The following is a 19805-nucleotide window of genomic DNA, read 5'->3' as shown; positions in this document are numbered from 1 at the left end:
CTCACCTCTTGCTCTTGATCGCAGTGCCGAGCACTTGCAGGTAGGCGACCAGTGCATCCATCTCGCTCTTGCCCTTGAGCGAAGCGACGGCGCCGGTGATGTCTTCGTCGGAGTACGGCACGCCCAGGGTGCGCATGGCCTTGATCTTGGTTTCGGTGTGGCTGCTGTCGAGTTGATTGGCCACCAGCCACGGGTAGGCGGGCATCTTCGACTCCGGCACGACGTTGCGCGGGTTGTACAAGTGCGCGCGGTGCCAGTCATCCGAGTAGCGCGCACCGACCCGCGCCAGGTCCGGCCCGGTACGTTTCGAACCCCACAGGAACGGGTGATCCCAGACGCTTTCGCCGGCCACCGAGTAGTGCCCGTAGCGTTCGGTCTCGGCGCGGAACGGACGGATCATCTGTGAGTGACAGCCGACGCAGCCTTCGCGGATGTAGATGTCGCGGCCTTCCAGTTGCAGCGCGGTGTAGGGCTTCATGCCTTCCACCGGTTTATTGGTCACGTCCTGGAAGAACAGCGGGACGATCTGGGTCAGGCCACCGATGCTCACGGCCAGGATCATCAGCAGCAGCAACAGGCCGACGTTTTTCTCGATAGTTTCGTGTTTCATGGCGGACTCCTCAGGCCATCTGCGCGGCAGCGGCGACTTCGGCAGGCTGCGAGGCCCGCACGGTGCGCCAGGTGTTGTAGGCCATCAGGAACATGCCGCTGAGGAAGATCGCGCCGCCCACCAGCCGCACGACGAAGCCGGGGTGGCTGGCCACCAGGGTCTCGACGAAGGAGTAGGTCAGCGTGCCGTCCTCGTTCACCGCACGCCACATCAGGCCCTGGGCGATGCCGTTGACCCACATCGAGGCGATGTACAGCACGGTGCCGATGGTGGCGAGCCAGAAGTGCGCGTTGATCAGGCCGATGCTGTGCATCTGCTCGCGTCCGAAGACTTTCGGGATCATGTGGTACAGCGCGCCGATGGAAATCATCGCCACCCAGCCGAGCGCGCCGGCGTGTACGTGGCCGATGGTCCAGTCGGTGTAGTGGGAGAGGGCGTTGACCGTCTTGATCGCCATCATCGGCCCTTCGAAGGTCGACATGCCGTAGAACGCCAGCGACACCACGAGGAAGCGCAGGATCGGGTCGCTGCGCAACTTATGCCAGGCGCCCGACAGGGTCATCATGCCGTTGATCATGCCACCCCAGCTCGGCGCGAGCAGGATCAGCGACATCACCATGCCCAGCGATTGCGCCCAGTCCGGCAGCGCGGTGTAGTGCAAATGGTGCGGGCCGGCCCAGATGTACAGGGTGATCAGCGCCCAGAAGTGCACGATCGACAAGCGATAGGAGTACACCGGGCGCTCGGCCTGTTTCGGCACGAAGTAATACATCATTCCCAGAAAACCGGCGGTGAGGAAAAAGCCCACGGCGTTGTGGCCGTACCACCATTGCACCATCGCGTCGGTGGCGCCGGAGTACAGCGAGTAGGACTTGGTGAAACTGACCGGCAATTCCATGTTGTTGACGATGTGCAGGATCGCCACGGTGATGATGAACGCACCGAAGAACCAGTTACCGACATAGATGTGTTTGGTCTTGCGCTGCATGATTGTGCCGAAGAACACGATGGCGTAGGCGACCCAGACAATGGTGATCAGGATGTCGATCGGCCATTCCAGCTCGGCGTATTCCTTGGAGCTGGTGTAGCCCAGCGGCAGGCTGATGGCCGCCAGCAGGATCACAAGCTGCCAGCCCCAGAAGCAGAACGCGGCGATTTTCGGCGCAAACAATTGCGTCTGGCAGGTGCGTTGCACTGAATAGAACGAGCTGGCGAACAGCGCGCAGCCGCCGAAGGCGAAGATCACTGCGTTGGTGTGCAGCGGGCGCAAGCGGCCGAAGCTGGTCCAGGGCAAATTGAAGTTGAGTTCGGGCCAGACCAACTGGGCAGCGAGAAAAACCCCGAGCCCCATGCCGACGATGCCCCACACCACCGTCATAATGGCGAATTGGCGGACCACCTTGTAGTTGTAGGCGGTACTGATAGAAGTGTTCATGGTTCCCCATCCACGGTTCAGCCGAAGTGAGCGCACTCGCGCAAGGCAGCGCACCCTTCGGCCGGAGTTATAGGCAGACTGAAAGCGAGGCAAGCATGGACAAAGGGCACAAGGCCGGTATTGACGGGGATCAATGGGCGCAGTGCGTGCGGGATCATGGATGGTTGTGGAATGCCGCGGCCGGCAAGGCAGCGGCGACGCTGATCCTCGCCCACGGCGCCGGCACACCGATGGACAGCGACTGGATGGGCGACATGGCTGCACGCCTCGCTGCTCAAGGCGTCAACGTATTGCGCTTCGAGTTTCCGTACATGGCGCAGCGGCGCATCGACGGCGGCAAGCGCCCACCGAATCCGGCACCGAAACTGCTCGAATGCTGGCGTGAGGTGTATGCCCAGGTGCGACGCCATGTCACTGGGCCGCTGGCCATCGGCGGCAAGTCCATGGGCGGGCGCATGGCCAGTTTGCTCGCCGATGAGTTGGGGGTGGATGCGCTGGTGTGCCTTGGGTATCCGTTTTATGCGGTGGGCAAGCCGGAGAAACCTCGGGTCGAGCATTTGGCTTCTTTGAAAACCCGAACCCTGATTGTGCAGGGCGAGCGCGATGCGTTGGGCAATCGTGAAGCGGTCGAGGGGTATGCGCTATCGCCAGGTATCGAAGTGTTCTGGCTGGTGGCGGGGGATCATGACTTGAAGCCGTTGAAGGCTTCCGGGTTTACCCATGAGCAGCATTTGGCGGCTGCGGCTGAGAGGGTGGCTTCATTCCTTCAGTGAAAGGTGTGGTGTTGCAAATGGCCTCTTCGCGGGCAAGCCCGCTCCCACAGTGATCTATGGTGTGGCTTGATCGTGTGATCAATGCAAAACCCTGTGGGAGCGGGCTTGCCCGCGAAGGCGGCCGCACAGGCAACATACTTTTCAAATTGATAATAAAAAACCCGGAAGCTTCCACTGTCCGGGTTTTTTTGTCATTCCAGCCTCAATCAGCGGTTAAACCGCTCCACCAACGAATACTGGGTGTTCGCAGTCTTGGTCAGCTCTTCACTCAACAACGCCGAGTTCTGTGCCTGTTCCGAGGTCTGGTCCGCCAGCGCCGAAATGTTGCTGATGTTGCGGCTGATTTCTTCGGCCACGGCACTTTGCTCTTCGGTCGCGGCGGCGATCTGGGTGGTCATGTCGGTGATGTTGGCCACCGCTTCACTGATCCCCACCAGCGCCTGGTCCGCTTCCAGCACCCGCGCCACGCCTTCTTCCGCCTGACGATGCCCGGCTTCCATGGTTTGCACTGCAGTACTGGCGGTGTGCTGAAGCTTGGCGATCAGCGCATGAATCTGCCCGGTGGACTCGCTGGTGCGTTGCGCCAGTTGACGGACTTCGTCGGCCACCACTGCAAAACCACGACCCATCTCACCGGCGCGGGCCGCTTCGATGGCGGCGTTCAGCGCCAGCAGGTTGGTCTGGTCGGCGATGCCTTTGATCACGTCGACCACGCCACCGATTTCGTTACTGTCCTTGGCCAGTTGGGTCACGGTGACGCCGGTTTCACCCACCACCACCGACAGGCGCTGGATGGCTTCGCGGGTTTCCCCGGCGATGTCACGACCGCGACCGGTCAGCCGATTGGCTTCCTGGGTGGCATCGGCGGTGCGTTGTACGTGGCTGGCGACTTCCTGGGTGGTAGCGGCCATCTGATTGACCGCGGTGGCCACTTGCTCGGTTTCGACGCGCTGACGTTCCAGGCCGGTGGAGCTGTTGTGCGCCAGGGCATCGGATTGCCTGGCTTGATCGGTCAGGTGTTCGGCCGTGTCCTGCAGACGGGTCAGGCAAGTTTTCAGACGCGCTTCCTGGCTGAGGATCGACATCTCCAGGCGCGCCTGGGCACCACGGCTATCGGTGTACATCTGTGCAATCAACGGGTCAGACGTTGTCTGTTCAGCCAGTTTCAACAAACGCTTGAGGCCACGCTGTTGCCACTGAAGGCCCATCAGGCCCAGAGGCACCGAAAGACCGGCCGCCAGGGCAAAACCCCATTGCGAGTTCAGCGATGCACCGATCATGAAGCTCAATTGGCTGACCAGAATGAACGGCATCCAGTCCTGCAGGATCGGTAACCATTTGTCCGAGGAGGGAACGGCCGACTTGCCCTGGTTGATGCGCTGGTAGAGCGCCTCGGCACGGCGGATCTGTTCGGCGGTGGGCTTGACCCTCACCGACTCGTAACCGATCACCTGATTGCCTTCGAAAACCGGTGTCACATAGGCGTTCACCCAATAGTGGTCACCGCTCTTGCAGCGATTCTTCACGATGCCCATCCATGGCAAGCCTTGTTTCAGTGTGCCCCACATGTGTGCGAACACCGCGGCCGGGACGTCGGGATGACGGACCAGGTTGTGCGGTGCACGGATCAGCTCCTCTCGGGAATACCCGCTGATTTCGACAAAGGCGTCGTTGCAGTAGGTGATCATGCCCTTGGCATCGGTGGTGGAGATCAACCGTTGCTGGGCCGGGAAGGTCCGCTCGCGTTGTGTAATTGGCTGGTTGTTACGCATGGCTTTTTTAATCCGCAAGGCTTTCAAGTGCTGTATCGGCAAGACCGGCGGATTGTTGAGATTTTTTTTCGATAATCAGTGAAGCGTCGCAAAATGACCCTTGCGTCAGCCGGCGAGCATCGGATAGGTGAACAGGCCGAAGTGCAGCAGGTTCAAGCCGACGTGGGTCGCGATTGCGGCCGCCAGCCCGCCGAAGCGGTAGGCCAGGCCATAGCCGATCCCGGCCAGGCTGGCCAACAGGACCCATTGCCAGCCTGCACCGGCATGGGCCAGGCCGAAGATCAACGAAGCCAGGAGCAGGGCAAGGTTTTCGCCATGGCGCAGGTTTTTCAGGCAACGGCTCAGGCCACCCTGGATGTAGCCGCGGAACAGCGCCTCCTCGACCAGTGTCACCAGCAGCAGATTGTTCAGTAGCCACCACCAGGCTTGATCAGGCCATTTCGGCGCCCAGGCGATGACACCCAACAATAGCGCGCCGCCCAGCGCCAGCACGGCACTCAAAGTCAGCGCAATGGCGCTGACAGGCAGGAACAGGCGCAGCGATCGCCGACCGACAATCCATGGGCAGACCAACAACAGCCAGAAACCGATCAGGGGCTTGTCAAGGTTCAGGTACATGGAAAACGACACGGCGTCATCGGTGAAACGCTGCGGGGCTATGACTTGACCGCTTTGGAAGCCGGGCCACCAATGCGTCGCAAGGGCCAGCGCGAGAATGATGAACAGGCCATGGCCCAGGTAGCGGACAAAAGGGATCTCGCGCTGGCGAACCGCTGCACCGGCCACCAGCAACAGGAACACCGAGAATGCAGAGAGCCAACCGAGGTGGCCGTAGGTCAGCGCCAGAGCGTAGCCGAGGAAAAGCAGGGCCAGAAACGTCCATGGCAGGGCAATCATGTGAAGTCCTTGAGTTGAAGTCTTGCGAACGCCCCTGATGTCCTGTGGGAGCGGGCTTGCTCGCGAAGAGACCATGACATTCAACACTTGTGTCGACTGATCCAGCGCATTCGCGAGCAAGCCCGCTCCCACATTTGCTCATGTGTCAGGCATGAAAGGGTGAGCATGAGGCGAGCGATTGTACTGGCGGGCTCCCAGACAAAAAACACCGCCCGAAGGCGGTGTTTGTGTCAGCGTATGGCTAGGAAGCAATCAACTGCCGCAACACGTAATGCAGAATCCCTCCGGACTTGAAGTACTCCACCTCATTGAGCGTATCGATGCGGCACAGCACCTCGACCTTCTCGCGGCTGCCGTCTTCGCGAGTGATGACCAGTGTCAGGTTCATCCGTGGCGTCAGCTCGACACCGGTCAAGCCGATGATGTCCAGGGTTTCACTGCCGTTCAGGTTCAGGCTCTTGCGGTTCTGATCCAGCTTGAACTGCAACGGCAGCACGCCCATGCCCACCAGGTTGGAGCGGTGGATGCGTTCGAAGCTTTCGGCGATGACCGCTTTCACCCCCAGCAGATTGGTGCCTTTGGCCGCCCAGTCGCGGCTCGATCCGGTGCCGTATTCCTGGCCGGCAATCACCACCAGCGGGGTGCCCGATGCCTGATAGCGCATGGCGGCGTCGTAGATCGGCATTTTTTCCCCGGTGGGAATGTAGCGGGTGTTGCCGCCTTCCTCGCCGCCGAGCATTTCGTTGCGAATGCGGATGTTGGCGAAGGTGCCGCGCATCATCACTTCATGGTTGCCGCGCCGTGAACCGTAGGAGTTGAAGTCCCGCGGTTCCACACCTTTGTCGCGCAGGTATTGCCCTGCCGGGCTGTCCGCCTTGATGTTGCCGGCGGGGGAGATGTGATCAGTGGTCACCGAGTCGCCGAGCAGGGCGAGAATGTTCGCTGCGCTGACATCCTTGACCACGGGTGGCGGGCCGCCGATGTCGTCGAAGAAGGGTGGGTGCTGGATGTAGGTCGAGTCGTCCTGCCAGACATAGGTCGCCGCTTGTGGAACCTCGATCGCCTGCCATTGTTCGTCTCCGGCAAACACTTCGGCGTATTCCTTGTGGAACATGGCGGTGTTGACCTGATTCACCGCGTCGGCGATTTCTTTGCTGCTGGGCCAGATGTCGCGCAGGTAAACCGGTTTGCCATCCTTGTCTTCGCCCAGCGGTTCGCGGCTGAGGTCGGTGCGTACCGTGCCCGCCAACGCATAGGCGACCACCAGCGGCGGGGAGGCCAGCCAGTTGGTTTTCACCAATGGATGCACCCGGCCTTCGAAGTTGCGATTGCCCGAGAGTACCGATGCCACGGTGAGGTCGGCTTGCTGGATGGCTTTCTCGATGGGTTCCGGCAGCGGTCCGGAGTTGCCGATGCAGGTGGTGCAGCCGTAGCCGACCAGGGCAAAGCCCAGTTCATCGAGGTAGCGGGTCAGGCCGGCTGCCTTGTAATAGTCGGTGACCACCTTCGAGCCGGGGGCCAGCGAGCTCTTCACCCAGGGTTTGCGTTTCAGGCCTTTTTCCACGGCCTTCTTCGCCACCAGCCCGGCCGCCATCATCACGCTCGGGTTGGAGGTGTTGGTGCAGGAGGTGATGGCCGCGATGACCACGGCGCCGTTTTTCAGGCGATAGGTCTGGCCTTCGTAATGGTAATCCGCCTCTCCGGCGAGATCGGCGTTGCCGACGGCGACGCCACCGCCGCCCTCGCTTTCCAGGCGGCCTTCTTCCTTGCTGGTGGGTTTGAATTGCAGGTCGACGAAGTCGCTGAAGGCTTGTGCGACATCCGGCAGCGACACCCGGTCCTGCGGGCGTTTTGGTCCCGCGAGGCTGGCCTCGACGGTGCCCATGTCCAGCGCCAGGGTGTCGGTGAACACGGGCTCCTGGCCGGGCAGGCGCCACAGGCCCTGGGCCTTGCTGTAGGCCTCGACCAATTGCACTGTTTCAAGGGGGCGGCCGGACAGGCGCAGGTACTCCAGCGTGACGTCGTCCACCGGGAAGAAACCGCAGGTGGCGCCGTATTCCGGCGCCATGTTGGCGATGGTCGCGCGGTCGGCCAGCGGCAGGTCGGCAAGGCCGTCGCCGTAAAACTCGACGAATTTGCCCACCACGCCTTTCTTGCGCAGCATCTGGGTGACGGTCAGCACCAGGTCGGTGGCGGTGATGCCTTCCTTGAGCTTGCCGGTGAGTTTGAAACCGATGACTTCCGGAATCAGCATCGACACCGGTTGCCCGAGCATCGCCGCTTCCGCCTCGATACCACCGACGCCCCAGCCGAGCACGCCGAGGCCGTTGATCATGGTGGTGTGGGAGTCGGTGCCCACCAGGGTGTCGGGGAAGGCATAGGTGCGGCCGTCCTCGTCCTTGGTCCAGACTGTGCGACCGAGGTATTCAAGATTCACCTGGTGGCAGATCCCGGTGCCCGGCGGTACCACACTGAAGTTGTCGAAGGCACTCTGGCCCCAGCGCAGGAACGCATAACGCTCGCCATTGCGCTGCATTTCAATGTCGACGTTCTGCTCAAAGGCGCTGCTGCTGGCGAACTTGTCGACCATCACCGAGTGGTCGATCACCAGGTCCACCGGCGACAGCGGGTTGATGCGCTGTGGATCGCCGCCGGCCTTGGCCATCGCCGCGCGCATGGCGGCCAAGTCGACCACGGCGGGAACGCCGGTGAAGTCTTGCATCAGCACCCGCGCCGGGCGGTACTGGATTTCGCGGTCGGAGCGGCGCTCCTTGAGCCACGCGGCCAGCGCCTTGAGGTCGGCGCCGGTGACGGTTTTTTCGTCCTCCCAGCGCAGCAGGTTTTCCAGCAGGACTTTCAACGACATCGGCAACCTGTCCAGCTCGCCCAGGCTCCTGGCGGCGTCGGGCAGGCTGAAATAGTGGTAGGTCTTGTTGCCGACTTGCAGGGTTTTCAACGTCTTCAGGCTATCGAGGGACGGCATTGCGATCACTCCTTGAAGTCCGCACGGCTACGGACTGAGGGGACGGACAGAGCCTTAAACCTAGCCCTGTTTTCGGTAGCTGGCTAATAACTGGACTCTATGGGCAAGTCCTGGGTTCCGAAGTCGGCTATCATGCGCCGGTTTTCGTGACAGGCTTTGCTTCAGGGCAAGCCTGGGCATCGTGCAGTGGCCGAAATTCATCGCCATTGCCCAGGAGTAAGAATGAACACCCTATTCATGCATTGCCGGCCGGGCTTCGAAGGCGAAGTCTGTTCCGAGATTTCCGACCTCGCCGCGCGCTTGAACGTGGCCGGCTACGCCAAGGCCAAAGCCGCCACCGCTTGCGCCGAATTCGTCTGCACCGAAGAAGACGGCGCCGAGCGCCTGATGCGCGGGCAGCGTTTCGCCGAGCTGATCTTCCCGCGCCAGTGGGCCCGGGGGATTTTCATCGATCTGCCGGAAACCGACCGCATCAGCGTGATCCTCGCCCATATGGCGGACTTTCCGCTGTGCGGCAGCCTGTGGCTGGAAATGGTCGACACCAATGATGGCAAGGAGCTGTCGAACTTCTGCAAAAAGTTCGAAGTGCACCTGCGCAAGGCGCTGATGGCCGCCGGCAAACTGGTGGAAGACGCTCACAAACCGCGGTTGTTGCTGACCTTCAAAAGCGGCCGTGAGGTGTTCATGGGGCTGGCCGAGTCGAACAACTCGGCGATGTGGCCAATGGGCATTCCCCGTTTGAAGTTTCCTCGGGAGGCGCCGAGTCGCTCGACCCTGAAGCTGGAAGAGGCCTGGCACCACTTCATCCCGCGCGACCAGTGGGACGAGCGCCTGCACAGCGACATGACCGGCGTCGACCTCGGGGCCGCTCCGGGTGGCTGGACCTGGCAACTGGTCAACCGCGGCATGCTGGTGACGGCCATCGACAACGGCCCGATGGCCGAAAGCCTGATGGACACCGGTCTGGTGCAACACCTGATGGCCGACGGTTTCACCTTCAAGCCCAAGCAGCCGGTGGACTGGATGGTCTGCGACATCGTCGAGAAGCCCGCGCGCAATGCGGCGATGCTGGAAGAGTGGATCGGTGACGGCCATTGCCGCGAGGCGGTGGTCAACCTCAAGCTGCCGATGAAACAGCGCTATGCCGAGGTGAAGCGTCTGCTCGAGCGCATTGCCGAGGGTTTCAAGGCGCGGGGCATCAAGGTCGAGATCGGCTGCAAGCAGCTGTACCATGACCGCGAGGAAGTGACCTGCCATTTGCGCCGGCTGGACGTGAAGAAACCCAAGTCCCGCTGAAGCACCGCAACCCCCCTGTAGGAGCGAGCCTGCTCGCGATGGACCTGAGAGCGCATTGGGGTGTCAGGCATCCAGCGTTATCGTTAACGATCATCGCGAGCAAGCTCGCTCCTACAAGGGTACGGCGTTATGCCACAGATGACGTTACACCCGGCAATGCGCGACAATGCCGGTCAGTTTCAGGAGTGAATCATGAGTGAAATGCTTGATACGCCGGTAGACGGCACCCTCGATGCCACCGGCCTCAACTGCCCCGAGCCGGTGATGATGCTGCACCAGCACATCCGTGACCTGGCGCCCGGCGGCCTGCTCAAGGTCATCGCCACTGACCCGTCGACCCGTCGTGACATTCCCAAGTTCTGTGTGTTTCTCGACCACGAACTGGTGGCGCAGCACGAGGAGGAAGGCACCTACCTCTACTGGATTCGCAAGAAGTCCGGCTGACGGCACTCCCAAAAAAAAGACCTGCAAACGCAGGTCTTTTTGTTTGTGCAATCAGCCGGCCGAGCGGCTGTTACGAATCCGTTTGCGCGCACTGAGCGTCAGGCGGATCGACAACATCAGCGCCGCACAGCTCAAGCCGGCAATCAGCCCTTCCCACAGCCCGCTCGGGCCGCTGGCCGGACCGAACCAATCGGTCAGTCCCAGCACGTAGCCGACCGGCAGGCCGATGCCCCAATAGGCGAACAAGGTCAGGATCATGGTCACCCGAGTGTCCTGGTATCCACGCAACGCGCCCGCGCAAATCACCTGGATGGCATCGGAAAACTGATACAGCGCGGCATAGACAATCAACATCGACGCAATCTGGATCACGGCCTTGTCAGGCGTGTAGATCGAGGCGATCGGTTCGCGCAGGAGCAGGATCAGGCTCGCCGAGAACGCCGCGAACACCAGTGCCGCGCCGAGCCCGACCTTCGCCGCGAAGCGCGCCTGCCAGGGATTGCCGGCCCCCAGTGCCTGACCGACGCGCACGGTCACCGCCATGCCCAGCGAATAAGGAATCATGAACAGCAACGAGCTGATATTGAGGGCGATCTGATGCCCGGCCACCACGGTAGAGCCGAGACTGCCGATCAACAGGGCGATGACCGCGAAGATGCTGGACTCGGCGAAGACGGCGATGCCAATCGGCAGGCCAATGCCGACCAGGCGCTTGATCACGGCCCATTGCGGGCGGTCGAAGCGCACCAGCACCCGGGTGCGGGCATAGAAGGGGGCCCAGAAGGTCCAGCCGGCCATGCTCAACGCCATGAACCACATCACGATGCCGCTGGCCCAGCCGCAACCGACGCCGCCCAGGGCCGGAGCGCCGAAATGGCCGTAGATCAACGCATAGTTCAGCGGGATGTTCAGCAGCAGGCCGCACAAGCCGATGACCATGCTCGGGCGGGTACGCCCCATGCCATCGCTGTAGCAGCGCAAAACGTAATAGAACGCCATGCCGGGAAACCCGAAAGCGATCCCGTGCAGGTAACCTATGCTCGGCTCGATCAATTGCGGATCGACTTTCATCCAGTGCAGGATCGGCTCGGCGCCGAGCAGCAGGCCGCTGCCGATCAAGCCTACACACAATGCCAGCCACAGCGCCTGGCGTACCAGCGGACCGATCTCGTCGAACTGCGCGGCGCCAAAGCGTTGTGCGACCTTGGGTGTGGTTGCCAGCAGAACACCGGACATCAACAGGTAGACCGGAATCCAGATCGAGTTGCCCAGGGCCACCGAGGCCAGGTCCCGTGGGCTGACACGGCCGGCCATCACCGCATCGACGAAGCCCATGGCCGTGGTGGCCAGTTGCGCGATCATGATGGGCAGGGCCAGGCCGAGCAGGCCCTTGAGTTCCAGGCGAACGGGTGTCGTCCGCGCAGGCGCAGTGGCGACGGTACTTTCAATAACAGGATTCAATAGCGAAACGTCCAAGAGGGTTTTGATGCACAGGCGCGCATTCTACGCGTTGACGCGGCAGTCAGGAAAAGGCTCGTGTTAGCGATTTGTAATCAAAACAGGAACCCGATCTCTGTGGCGAGGGGGCTTGCCCCCGTTGGGCTGCGAAGCGGCCCCAAATCATCTTCAGTATTCTTTCAGGTACACCATGCAGACTGAATTCGCGACTGCTTCGCAGCCGAACGGGGGCAAGCCCCCTCGCCACAAGGGGCGCGTAATGCTTGCTGGCTCACAACGGCCATCTACGCCTACACTGCCGATCCGCCAAAGGAGCCTGCCATGCTGATTGTTGCCGACGAAAATATCCCCCTGCTCGATGCCTTCTTTGGAGGCTTCGGTGAAATCCGCCGGGTGCCGGGTCGCGCCATCGACCGTGCCGCGGTCGAGCAGGCCGATGTGCTGTTGGTGCGTTCGGTGACCAACGTCAATCGCGCGCTGCTCGAAGGCAGCAAGGTGCGCTTTGTCGGTACGTGCACCATCGGCACCGATCATCTGGACCTGGATTATTTTCAGCAGGCCGGTATCACCTGGTCCAGTGCACCGGGCTGCAATGCCCGCGGCGTGGTCGACTATGTGCTCGGCAGCTTGCTGACCCTGGCCGAAATCGAAGGGGCCGACCTGACCCGGCGTACCTACGGCGTGGTCGGTGCCGGCGAGGTGGGCGGCCGACTGGTCAAGGTCCTGCAGGGCCTGGGCTGGAAGGTGCTGGTGTGCGATCCACCCCGGCAGGCGACTGAAGGCGGTGACTATGTCAGCCTCGAGCAGATCATCGACGAGTGCGACGTCATCAGTCTGCACACGCCGCTGACCAAGCAGGGGCCTCAATCGACCTGGCATCTGTTCGATGAAAAACGCCTTAACCAGCTCAGATCCGGTACCTGGCTGATCAATGCCAGCCGCGGACCGGTGGTCAACAACGCGGCACTGCGTGATGTGCTGTTGGAGCGTGAAGACCTGCAAGCAGTGCTCGATGTCTGGGAAGGCGAGCCTGAAGTCGACGTGGCGCTGGCCGAGCTGTGCGTGCTGGCCACGCCGCACATTGCCGGTTACAGCCTCGACGGCAAGCAGCGGGGCACCGCGCAGGTTTATCAGGCGTATTGCGATTTCCTCGGGCAACCGGCCCGCGTCAGCCTGAGCGATTTGCTGCCGGCACCCTGGCTGTCGCACGTGACCCTGAATGCGCAAAGCGACCCGGCCTGGGCCTTGGCGATGCTGTGCCGTGGCGTGTATGACCCGCGTCGTGACGATGCGGATTTCCGTCGCAGCCTCGTCGGCAGTGTCAGCGAGCAGCGCGCGGCATTCGATGTGCTGCGCAAGAATTATCCTTCGCGCCGTGAGATCGACGGGTTGCAGGTGCGGATCGAGGGGGATGCGCCTGAGTTGCAGCGGATTGTGGCGGCGTTGGGGGCGATGGCAATCTGATAGGCCGTGGTGGCCCCTTCGCGAGCAAGCCCGCTCCCACACTGGATCTATATGCACCACAAATCCCCTGTATCCCTTTCTACATCGCGAAGGGCGCGCCACAGTTCTGGATTGGATCGGCAGGCATAAAAAACCCGGCCAACAATGGGCCGGGTCAAGAAGACGGTGGCTATATCACTCTTGTTCGGCAGGCTTGACCAATCGCTGTTCCAGTTCGCTGCAAGCTTTCTGGATCATTTCTTCAGTGATCGGTACTTCGCGGCCCTGCTCGTCGATAATCGAGCAGCCCAGAGACTGGTCTGGTTGCGTGCGGATCACTTGAATCTTGTCATCGCTGCTGTGTTGCAAGGACATGGCCTGTCTCCTCATCAGGTTGTGTGCTTACTGTAGAACCGCCAGGTGACCGGGCTATGACAACTCCCTGCGATCTTTCCGGGGGGACAGGACCAGTCCAGCAGAAATGCCTTCCCGTGGCTAGCCGAACTTTAGACCAATAGCGTCTAGCCTCTAGTGTTGGTGGACATAATTAACCTGACTCATTGTGATTTGCAGCGAGCCACCCCATTGAGCGGTGTAGGCTGACCCTAATGATTGTCTTGTCCCGGATGTTTGCGATGCTCTCTGCCCGTCACCGCCGTGCCGTTCGCCTGGCCACTCGTTTCATTGCGCCGTATCGCTGGCAGGCCTTCGGCGCCTTGCTGGCGTTGATCGCCACTGCCGGCATCACCTTGTCCATGGGGCAGGGCATCCGCCTGCTGGTGGACAAGGGGTTCATGACCCAGTCGCCACACCTGCTCAATCAGTCCATTGGCCTGTTCATGTTGCTGGTCGTGGGGCTGGCGATCGGAACCTTTGCCCGGTTTTACCTGGTGTCTTGGATCGGCGAACGCTGCGTCGCCGATATCCGGCGTGACGTGTTCAATCACCTGATTTACCTGCACCCGGGTTTTTACGAAGACAATCGCAGCTCCGAAATCCAGTCCCGCCTGACCGCCGACACCACGCTGCTGCAATCGGTCATCGGGTCTTCGCTGTCGTTGTTCCTGCGCAATCTGTTGATGGTGATCGGCGGGATCGTCCTGTTGTTCATCACCAACCCCAAGCTCACCAGTATCGTGGTGGTGGCCTTGCCCCTGGTGATCGCGCCGATCCTGATCTTCGGTCGCCGGGTGCGTAACCTCTCGCGCCTGAGCCAGGACCGGATTGCCGATATCGGCAGCTATGTTTCCGAAACCCTGGGGCAGATCAAGACCGTGCAGGCCTACAACCATCAGGTCCAGGACGAGCAACGGTTCGCCGTGACCGTGGAGGAGGCGTTCAACACCGCACGCAAGCGCATCTTCCAGCGGGCGTGGCTGATAACCCTGGTGATCGTGCTGGTGCTGGGCGCGGTCGGGGTGATGCTCTGGGTTGGCGGGATGGACGTCATCGCCGGGCGAATTTCCGCCGGCGAGCTGGCGGCGTTCGTGTTCTACAGTCTGATCGTCGGCAGTGCGTTCGGCACCTTGAGCGAGGTGATCGGGGAGTTGCAGCGGGCAGCCGGCGCGGCCGAGCGGATTGCCGAGTTGTTGCGTTCGGAAAACATCATCCTGCCACCGGTCGCCGGCGCGGTGACGCTGCCGGAACGGGTCGACGGCCGCCTGCAGCTGCAAAATGTGCGTTTTTCCTACCCGTCGCGGCCGGAAAGTTATGCCGTCGACGGCTTGAGCCTGACGGTCAATGCCGGTGAGACGCTGGCGCTGGTCGGGCCCTCCGGGGCCGGCAAGTCGACGGTGTATGACTTGCTGCTGCGTTTCTACGACCCGGCCGAGGGGCGCATCCTGCTCGATGGCGTGCCGTTGACGCAGCTCGATCCGCTGGATCTGCGCCGCTGCTTCGCCCTGGTGTCACAGACCCCGGCGCTGTTTTTCGGCAGCATTGAAGACAACATTCGCTACGGCAATCCGCAGGCGACGCTGGCCGAGGTACAGGAAGCGGCCAAGATCGCTTACGCCCATGACTTTATCGAAGCCATGCCCAACGGTTACCAGACTCATCTGGGGGATGGCGGTCTCGGCCTGTCCGGCGGCCAGCGCCAACGCCTGGCCATCGCCCGCGCGTTGCTGGTGGACGCCCCGATCCTGCTCCTCGACGAAGCCACCAGCGCCCTCGACGCCCAGAGTGAGCACCTGATCCAGCAAGCGCTGCCGAGCCTGATGAAGAACCGAACCACTCTGGTGATCGCCCATCGCCTGGCCACGGTTAAAAACGCCGACCGGATCGCGGTGATGGATCAGGGGAAACTGGTGGCGGTAGGGACGCACCAGGAACTGATTGCCAGCAATGCGTTGTATGCGCGTTTGGCGGCGTTGCAGTTCAGTGACGGCAAGGCTACCGCCGAACTGTAGGACCTGCCGCAGGCTGCGATCTTTTGATCTTCAAGGCCCCTGACAAAAAATGCCCGTATCGTTTGATGCGGGCATTTTTTAGAGCAGGATTAAAAGATCGCAGCCTGCGGCAGCTCCTACATTACCGGTCATTGATCGTCGAAAAACCGCTCATGCCAATCCACGATCGGCTGGGGCGAGTTGAGCTTCTGGCCGTAGATCACCGAGTACGACAACACGTTTTGCACGTACTGGCGGGTTTCGTCGAACGGGATGCTTTCCACCCACACATCGAAACTCAGGTGGTCGGCACCGCGCAGCCATTGGCGGACGCGACCCGGGCCGGCGTTGTAGGCGGCGGAGGCAAGGACGCGGTTGCCGTTGAACTGGCTGTGCACCTGGCTCAGGTAAGCGGCGCCGAGCTGGATGTTCTTGTCCGGATCGAACAGTTGCTGTGGCGAGCTATAGGGAATGCTGAACTTGCGTGCGGTTTCCTTGGCGGTGGCGGGCATCAGTTGCATCAGGCCCGAGGCGCCGACACCGGAACGGGCATCGTCCATGAATGCACTTTCCTGGCGGGTGATGGCGAACGCCCAGCTCGGATGCAGGCCGCGGCTCTTCGCTTCACGCACCAGCGTGTTGCGGTGGGCCATCGGGAAACGGATATCCAGATCGTCCCAATACTGCGCCTGGCTGATGGTGCGAATGGCCGGGAAGTACCATTTCAGGTCGTAAGCCAGTTTGGCCTGGGCAACCATCTCGTCACGGCTGAAGTGACGGCTGACGTGGTACCACTCGCGGCGACCGTCGACGATTTGCCCGCGAGCGTGGAACTCCAGAGCGCGACGTATGCCGGGGGTGTTGCGTACTTTGTTGATCAGCGCCTGGCTCATCACCAGCGGCTTGTTGTTCAGCGAGTAGGGCGACTGCGAGCGATCGGCGGCGAGGAAACCATAGAAGTCGCGTTCGCGGGCCAGGTTCTTGTAGAGCGTCTGCGCTTCCGGATTCTGTGGTTGCGCCAGTTCCAGGCTGCGGGCCTGCCAGTAGCGCCAGCGGTTGGTGGTGGCCAGGTCCTGGGGCAGGCGGCGGGTCAACTGATAGGCATCGTCCCAGCGCGCCAGACGCAGGAGCAGGCGCAGGCGCCATTCGGAAACCGTGTTGTCGCGCAGTTCCGGATCGTATTTGGTCATGACGTCCAGGGCTCGGCCGTCGAAACGTTTGGCGAGGGTCAAGCCGATTTCCCGGGCGATCGCCACTTTTTCATCCCGGGAGAAGTGCATGCTGCTGGCGTAGCCATCGAGCAGGTCCATGGCTTTGTCCGGGTCCTGGCGAGCCAGGCGGCGCAGGCCGAGGCTGACCACGTCGGACATGGCTTCATCGGCCGGGGTGAAGCGTGACGGCTGGTTGAGCAGTTCCGGTTTCTGCGCGACGTCCACCAGCAAGCGACCGCGCGGGGCGAGGGTGGTCAAGCCGTTGACCAGGCTGTTGGCCAGCGGGTAGTTGCGCGCCTGGGCGGCGAGTTTGGCGCGCTCCCAGCGTTTTTGCTCGGTCAACTGGCCTTCGGCCGCCCACATGCCGAACAGGGTGTCGCAGGCTTCGGGTTGGGATTTACCGGTCAGCCAGAGTTTTTCCGCGTTGGCGTTACCTTCGGCCTTGAGGTTGTGGCTGAGCTGGTACTGCGCATTCAGGCAGTCCAGCTCGGTGAAGTTCATTTTCGGGTCGTAATACTTGACGAAAGTCGCCCAGTCACCCCGGTCCGCCAGCCAGCGCAACCAGCGCAGTTTCATCCAGTTGGCCTGGGGCAGGTCGCCGTGTTCGGCGAGGAATTTCTCGATTTCGGCGTTGCTCGCGGTTTTCAGGCGCGCGGTCAGTTCGTCGTAGGCCAGGTACGGTTCCAGCGGATAATCGGCGAGGGCCTGGCTGTAACGGAAATACGGGCCGGTATCACCCTTGGCCAGGGCGCGCTTGGCTTCATCGTAATATTGGCGCTGGGTGGACAGGTCCACCGCCTGGGCGGATTGAAACGCTGCGGCTGAAAGTAAAAAGCACGACAAAAGATTGAAAAGGCGACTGCGCATGAGACGTCCAGGCAGAGAAAACATGACAAGTGCGGGGTAGGCCCGCACTGAATTGTCTGTAGCTTAGCCTTTTGCCAGCAGCCGGCGAAAGCTTTGCGGGTCTTCCCGCATCAGTTCGCAACATTTGTCGTTCAGAGTGCTACGAGAGTGAAATTGCCGGCCTTCTGAAGCCTCAAGTCAGGTAGAATGCGCGCCCGGTTTTTGGAGAAGCTCATGACCCTGCTCAAATTCAGCGATGTGTCCCTTGCTTTCGGCGCTATGCCGTTGTTGGACAAGGTGTCCTGGCAGATCGCCCGTGGTGAGCGGGTGTGCATCATCGGCCGCAACGGCACTGGCAAGTCCAGCATGATGAAGCTCGTCAAGGGCGACCAGAAGCCCGATGACGGCTCCGTTTGGCGCGCACCCGGTCTCAAGATCGGCGAATTGCCGCAAGAATTGCCGGTGGCCGACGAGCGGACAGTGTTCGACGTGGTGGCCGAAGGCCTGGACGGCGTCGGTGCGTTGCTCGCCGAGTATCACCACCTGAGCCAGAACATCGTCACCGATGCCGATCTGGACAAGCTGATGCACGTCCAGCACGACCTCGAGGCTCGCGATGGCTGGCGCTTGCAGACGCTGGTCGACAGCACCCTGAGCCGCCTGCAACTGCCGGCAGACAAGACCCTCGCCGAGTTGTCCGGCGGCTGGCGTCGTCGCGTCCTGCTGGCCCAGGCCCTGGTGTCCGAGCCGGACCTGCTGCTGCTCGACGAGCCGACCAACCACCTGGACATCGGTGCCATCGCCTGGCTTGAAGAGGCGCTGAAGGATTTCCAGGGCGCCGTGCTGTTCATCACGCACGACCGTTCTTTCCTGCAGAACCTGGCAACCCGCATCCTCGAACTGGATCGTGGCGGCCTGATCGACTGGAACGGCGACTACGCCAGTTTCCTCGTGCACAAGGAAGCCGCACTGGCGGCCGAAGAAACCGCCAACGCGCTGTTCGACAAGCGCCTGGCCCAGGAAGAAGTGTGGATTCGCCAGGGCATCAAGGCCCGTCGCACCCGTAACGAAGGCCGCGTACGCGCGCTGAAAGCCTTGCGCGTCGAGCGCAGCGAACGTCGCGAGCGGACCGGCAAGGCCAACATCCAGCTGGAAACCGCCGACAAGTCCGGCAAACAGGTCATGGTCCTCGATAACGTGAGCTTTGCTCACCCGGACGGTCCGTTCCTGATCAAGGACTTCTCCATGGTGCTGCAGCGCGGCGACCGTATCGGTCTGCTCGGCGCCAACGGTACCGGCAAGACTACGCTGCTGAAGCTGATGCTCAGCGGCTTGCAGCCAACCAGCGGCAAGGTGGAAGAGGGCACCAGGATCGATGTTGCCTACTTCGACCAGTTGCGCCATCAGCTGGACCTGGAAAAAACCGTGATCGACAACGTCGCCGAAGGTCGCGACTTCATCGATATCGACGGCCAGAGCCGCCACGTGCTGAGCTACCTCGGCGACTTCCTGTTCAGCCCGCAGCGTGCCCGCACGCCGGTCAAGGCGCTGTCCGGCGGTGAGCGTGCCCGTCTGTTGCTGGCCAAGCTGTTCAGCAAGCCGGCCAACCTGCTGGTACTCGACGAACCGACCAACGACCTCGACGTCGAAACCCTCGAATTGCTCGAAGAGGTCCTGCTGACCTTCAACGGCACCGTATTGATGGTCAGTCACGACCGGGCATTCCTCGACAACGTGGTGACCAGCACCCTGGTCTTCGAAGGTGAAGGCAAGGTGCGCGAATACGTTGGCGGTTATCAGGACTGGCTGCGTCAGGGCGGTTCGCCGCGCCTGCTCGGCGTGACCGAGAGCAAGTCCGGCAAGGCCGACCTGAACTCTGCTGTAGTCAAGGCCGAACCCGCGCCAGTGGTGGCAGCTGTCGAAGCGCCAGTGGCGAAGAAGAAGCTCAGCTATAAATTGCAGCGTGAGCTGGAAGCGTTGCCCGGCGAGATCGAAGCCATGGAGCAGCAGATCGCTGCCGTTGAAGCGCAGATGGCCGACGCGGGTTTCTACCTGCGCCCGGCTGCCGAGACGGCTGCAGTGATCGCTCAACTGGCGCAGTTGCAGGCTGAACTCGACGTGATGGTCGAGCGCTGGGCCGAACTGGATGCCTGATTGATCCTGCAATAAAAAAGCCCGGCCTCACACGCGTGAACGCCGGGCTTTTCATATGCAGTGCAATCCCTGTAGGAGCGAGCTCGCTCGCGATGG

Annotated in this window: 14 protein-coding genes; 6 read left to right on the top strand and 8 right to left on the bottom strand. The window is 61.7% G+C overall.

What is annotated here, in order from left to right; genetic code table 11:
* Position 1 precedes the first annotated feature (1 nt).
* Complete coding sequence (gene ccoO / locus AB7M25_RS20870; RefSeq protein ID WP_429381475.1) at positions 2 to 610, bottom strand: cytochrome-c oxidase, cbb3-type subunit II; 609 nt, start codon at positions 608 to 610, stop codon at positions 2 to 4.
* Between the two features lie 10 nt (positions 611 to 620).
* Positions 621 to 2045, bottom strand: a complete 1425-nt coding sequence (gene ccoN / locus AB7M25_RS20865; protein ID WP_104449736.1) for a cytochrome-c oxidase, cbb3-type subunit I — start codon at positions 2043 to 2045, stop codon at positions 621 to 623.
* A 95-nt stretch (positions 2046 to 2140) separates the two neighbouring features.
* Between ccoN and AB7M25_RS20860 the strand changes: the two genes are divergently transcribed.
* Positions 2141 to 2818: an alpha/beta family hydrolase gene (locus tag AB7M25_RS20860; protein ID WP_454237957.1), complete on the top strand. Its 678-nt coding sequence runs from the start codon at positions 2141 to 2143 to the stop codon at positions 2816 to 2818.
* Positions 2819 to 3024: 206 nt separating this feature from the next.
* Here the strand turns inward: AB7M25_RS20860 and AB7M25_RS20855 are convergent, their stop codons facing one another.
* The 3 genes from AB7M25_RS20855 to acnA all read right to left on the bottom strand — a co-directional run bounded on the left by AB7M25_RS20855 (position 3025) and on the right by acnA (position 8470).
* Positions 3025 to 4590: a methyl-accepting chemotaxis protein gene (locus AB7M25_RS20855; protein WP_429518054.1), complete on the bottom strand. Its 1566-nt coding sequence runs from the start codon at positions 4588 to 4590 to the stop codon at positions 3025 to 3027.
* Positions 4591 to 4695: 105 nt separating this feature from the next.
* Complete coding sequence (locus AB7M25_RS20850) at positions 4696 to 5487, bottom strand: CPBP family intramembrane glutamic endopeptidase (protein ID WP_429518052.1); 792 nt, start codon at positions 5485 to 5487, stop codon at positions 4696 to 4698.
* Positions 5488 to 5728: 241 nt separating this feature from the next.
* Positions 5729 to 8470: an aconitate hydratase AcnA gene (gene acnA, locus AB7M25_RS20845; protein WP_429381484.1), complete on the bottom strand. Its 2742-nt coding sequence runs from the start codon at positions 8468 to 8470 to the stop codon at positions 5729 to 5731.
* 222 nt (positions 8471 to 8692) lie between these two features.
* Here acnA and rlmM point away from each other — a divergent pair, with 222 nt between their 5' ends.
* A complete protein-coding gene (rlmM, locus tag AB7M25_RS20840; protein WP_007974072.1) occupies positions 8693 to 9766 on the top strand; it encodes a 23S rRNA (cytidine(2498)-2'-O)-methyltransferase RlmM in 1074 nt (357 codons plus the stop codon).
* Positions 9767 to 9958: 192 nt separating this feature from the next.
* Positions 9959 to 10210 (top strand): sulfurtransferase TusA, encoded by a 252-nt coding sequence (gene tusA / locus AB7M25_RS20835; protein WP_454237956.1) that lies wholly within the window; start codon positions 9959 to 9961, stop codon positions 10208 to 10210.
* Positions 10211 to 10261: 51 nt separating this feature from the next.
* Here the strand turns inward: tusA and AB7M25_RS20830 are convergent, their stop codons facing one another.
* Positions 10262 to 11671: an MATE family efflux transporter gene (locus AB7M25_RS20830; protein ID WP_454237955.1), complete on the bottom strand. Its 1410-nt coding sequence runs from the start codon at positions 11669 to 11671 to the stop codon at positions 10262 to 10264.
* Positions 11672 to 11989: 318 nt separating this feature from the next.
* Here AB7M25_RS20830 and pdxB point away from each other — a divergent pair, with 318 nt between their 5' ends.
* A complete protein-coding gene (gene pdxB, locus AB7M25_RS20825; protein WP_429381491.1) occupies positions 11990 to 13132 on the top strand; it encodes a 4-phosphoerythronate dehydrogenase PdxB in 1143 nt (380 codons plus the stop codon).
* Positions 13133 to 13306: 174 nt separating this feature from the next.
* Here pdxB and AB7M25_RS20820 read toward each other — a convergent pair whose 3' ends face one another.
* Complete coding sequence (locus AB7M25_RS20820; protein ID WP_429381493.1) at positions 13307 to 13486, bottom strand: PA1571 family protein; 180 nt, start codon at positions 13484 to 13486, stop codon at positions 13307 to 13309.
* Positions 13487 to 13737: 251 nt separating this feature from the next.
* Between AB7M25_RS20820 and AB7M25_RS20815 the strand changes: the two genes are divergently transcribed.
* Positions 13738 to 15519, top strand: coding sequence for an ABC transporter transmembrane domain-containing protein (locus AB7M25_RS20815; protein ID WP_429518063.1), 1782 nt, complete (start codon positions 13738 to 13740; stop codon positions 15517 to 15519).
* A 128-nt stretch (positions 15520 to 15647) separates the two neighbouring features.
* On the opposite strand, the gene AB7M25_RS20810 is transcribed toward AB7M25_RS20815, so the two are convergent.
* On the bottom strand, positions 15648 to 17576 hold the full coding sequence (locus AB7M25_RS20810) for a transglycosylase SLT domain-containing protein (RefSeq protein ID WP_454237954.1): 1929 nt from the start codon (positions 17574 to 17576) through the stop codon (positions 15648 to 15650).
* A gap of 213 nt (positions 17577 to 17789) precedes the next feature.
* On the opposite strand from AB7M25_RS20810, the gene AB7M25_RS20805 reads away from it, so the two are divergent.
* A complete protein-coding gene (locus tag AB7M25_RS20805) occupies positions 17790 to 19709 on the top strand; it encodes an ATP-binding cassette domain-containing protein (protein WP_429381497.1) in 1920 nt (639 codons plus the stop codon).
* Positions 19710 to 19805: the final 96 nt, after the last annotated feature.

This window comes from Pseudomonas sp. AP3_22 TE3818 (assembly GCF_053628995.1).
Note: the sequence above shows the minus strand (reverse complement) of the source record. Positions and strands in the feature narration are given on the sequence as shown.

Coding starts and splice junctions, on each gene's coding strand:
- AB7M25_RS20860 (WP_454237957.1), top strand. CDS start 2,141: ATGGACAAAGGGCACAAGGCCGGTATTGACGGGGATCAATGGGCGCAG.
- AB7M25_RS20810 (WP_454237954.1), bottom strand. CDS start 17,576: ATGCGCAGTCGCCTTTTCAATCTTTTGTCGTGCTTTTTACTTTCAGCC.
- pdxB (WP_429381491.1), top strand. CDS start 11,990: ATGCTGATTGTTGCCGACGAAAATATCCCCCTGCTCGATGCCTTCTTT.
- tusA (WP_454237956.1), top strand. CDS start 9,959: ATGAGTGAAATGCTTGATACGCCGGTAGACGGCACCCTCGATGCCACC.
- ccoN (WP_104449736.1), bottom strand. CDS start 2,045: ATGAACACTTCTATCAGTACCGCCTACAACTACAAGGTGGTCCGCCAA.
- AB7M25_RS20855 (WP_429518054.1), bottom strand. CDS start 4,590: ATGCGTAACAACCAGCCAATTACACAACGCGAGCGGACCTTCCCGGCC.
- AB7M25_RS20815 (WP_429518063.1), top strand. CDS start 13,738: ATGTTTGCGATGCTCTCTGCCCGTCACCGCCGTGCCGTTCGCCTGGCC.
- acnA (WP_429381484.1), bottom strand. CDS start 8,470: ATGCCGTCCCTCGATAGCCTGAAGACGTTGAAAACCCTGCAAGTCGGC.
- rlmM (WP_007974072.1), top strand. CDS start 8,693: ATGAACACCCTATTCATGCATTGCCGGCCGGGCTTCGAAGGCGAAGTC.
- ccoO (WP_429381475.1), bottom strand. CDS start 610: ATGAAACACGAAACTATCGAGAAAAACGTCGGCCTGTTGCTGCTGCTG.
- AB7M25_RS20820 (WP_429381493.1), bottom strand. CDS start 13,486: ATGTCCTTGCAACACAGCAGCGATGACAAGATTCAAGTGATCCGCACG.
- AB7M25_RS20850 (WP_429518052.1), bottom strand. CDS start 5,487: ATGATTGCCCTGCCATGGACGTTTCTGGCCCTGCTTTTCCTCGGCTAC.
- AB7M25_RS20805 (WP_429381497.1), top strand. CDS start 17,790: ATGACCCTGCTCAAATTCAGCGATGTGTCCCTTGCTTTCGGCGCTATG.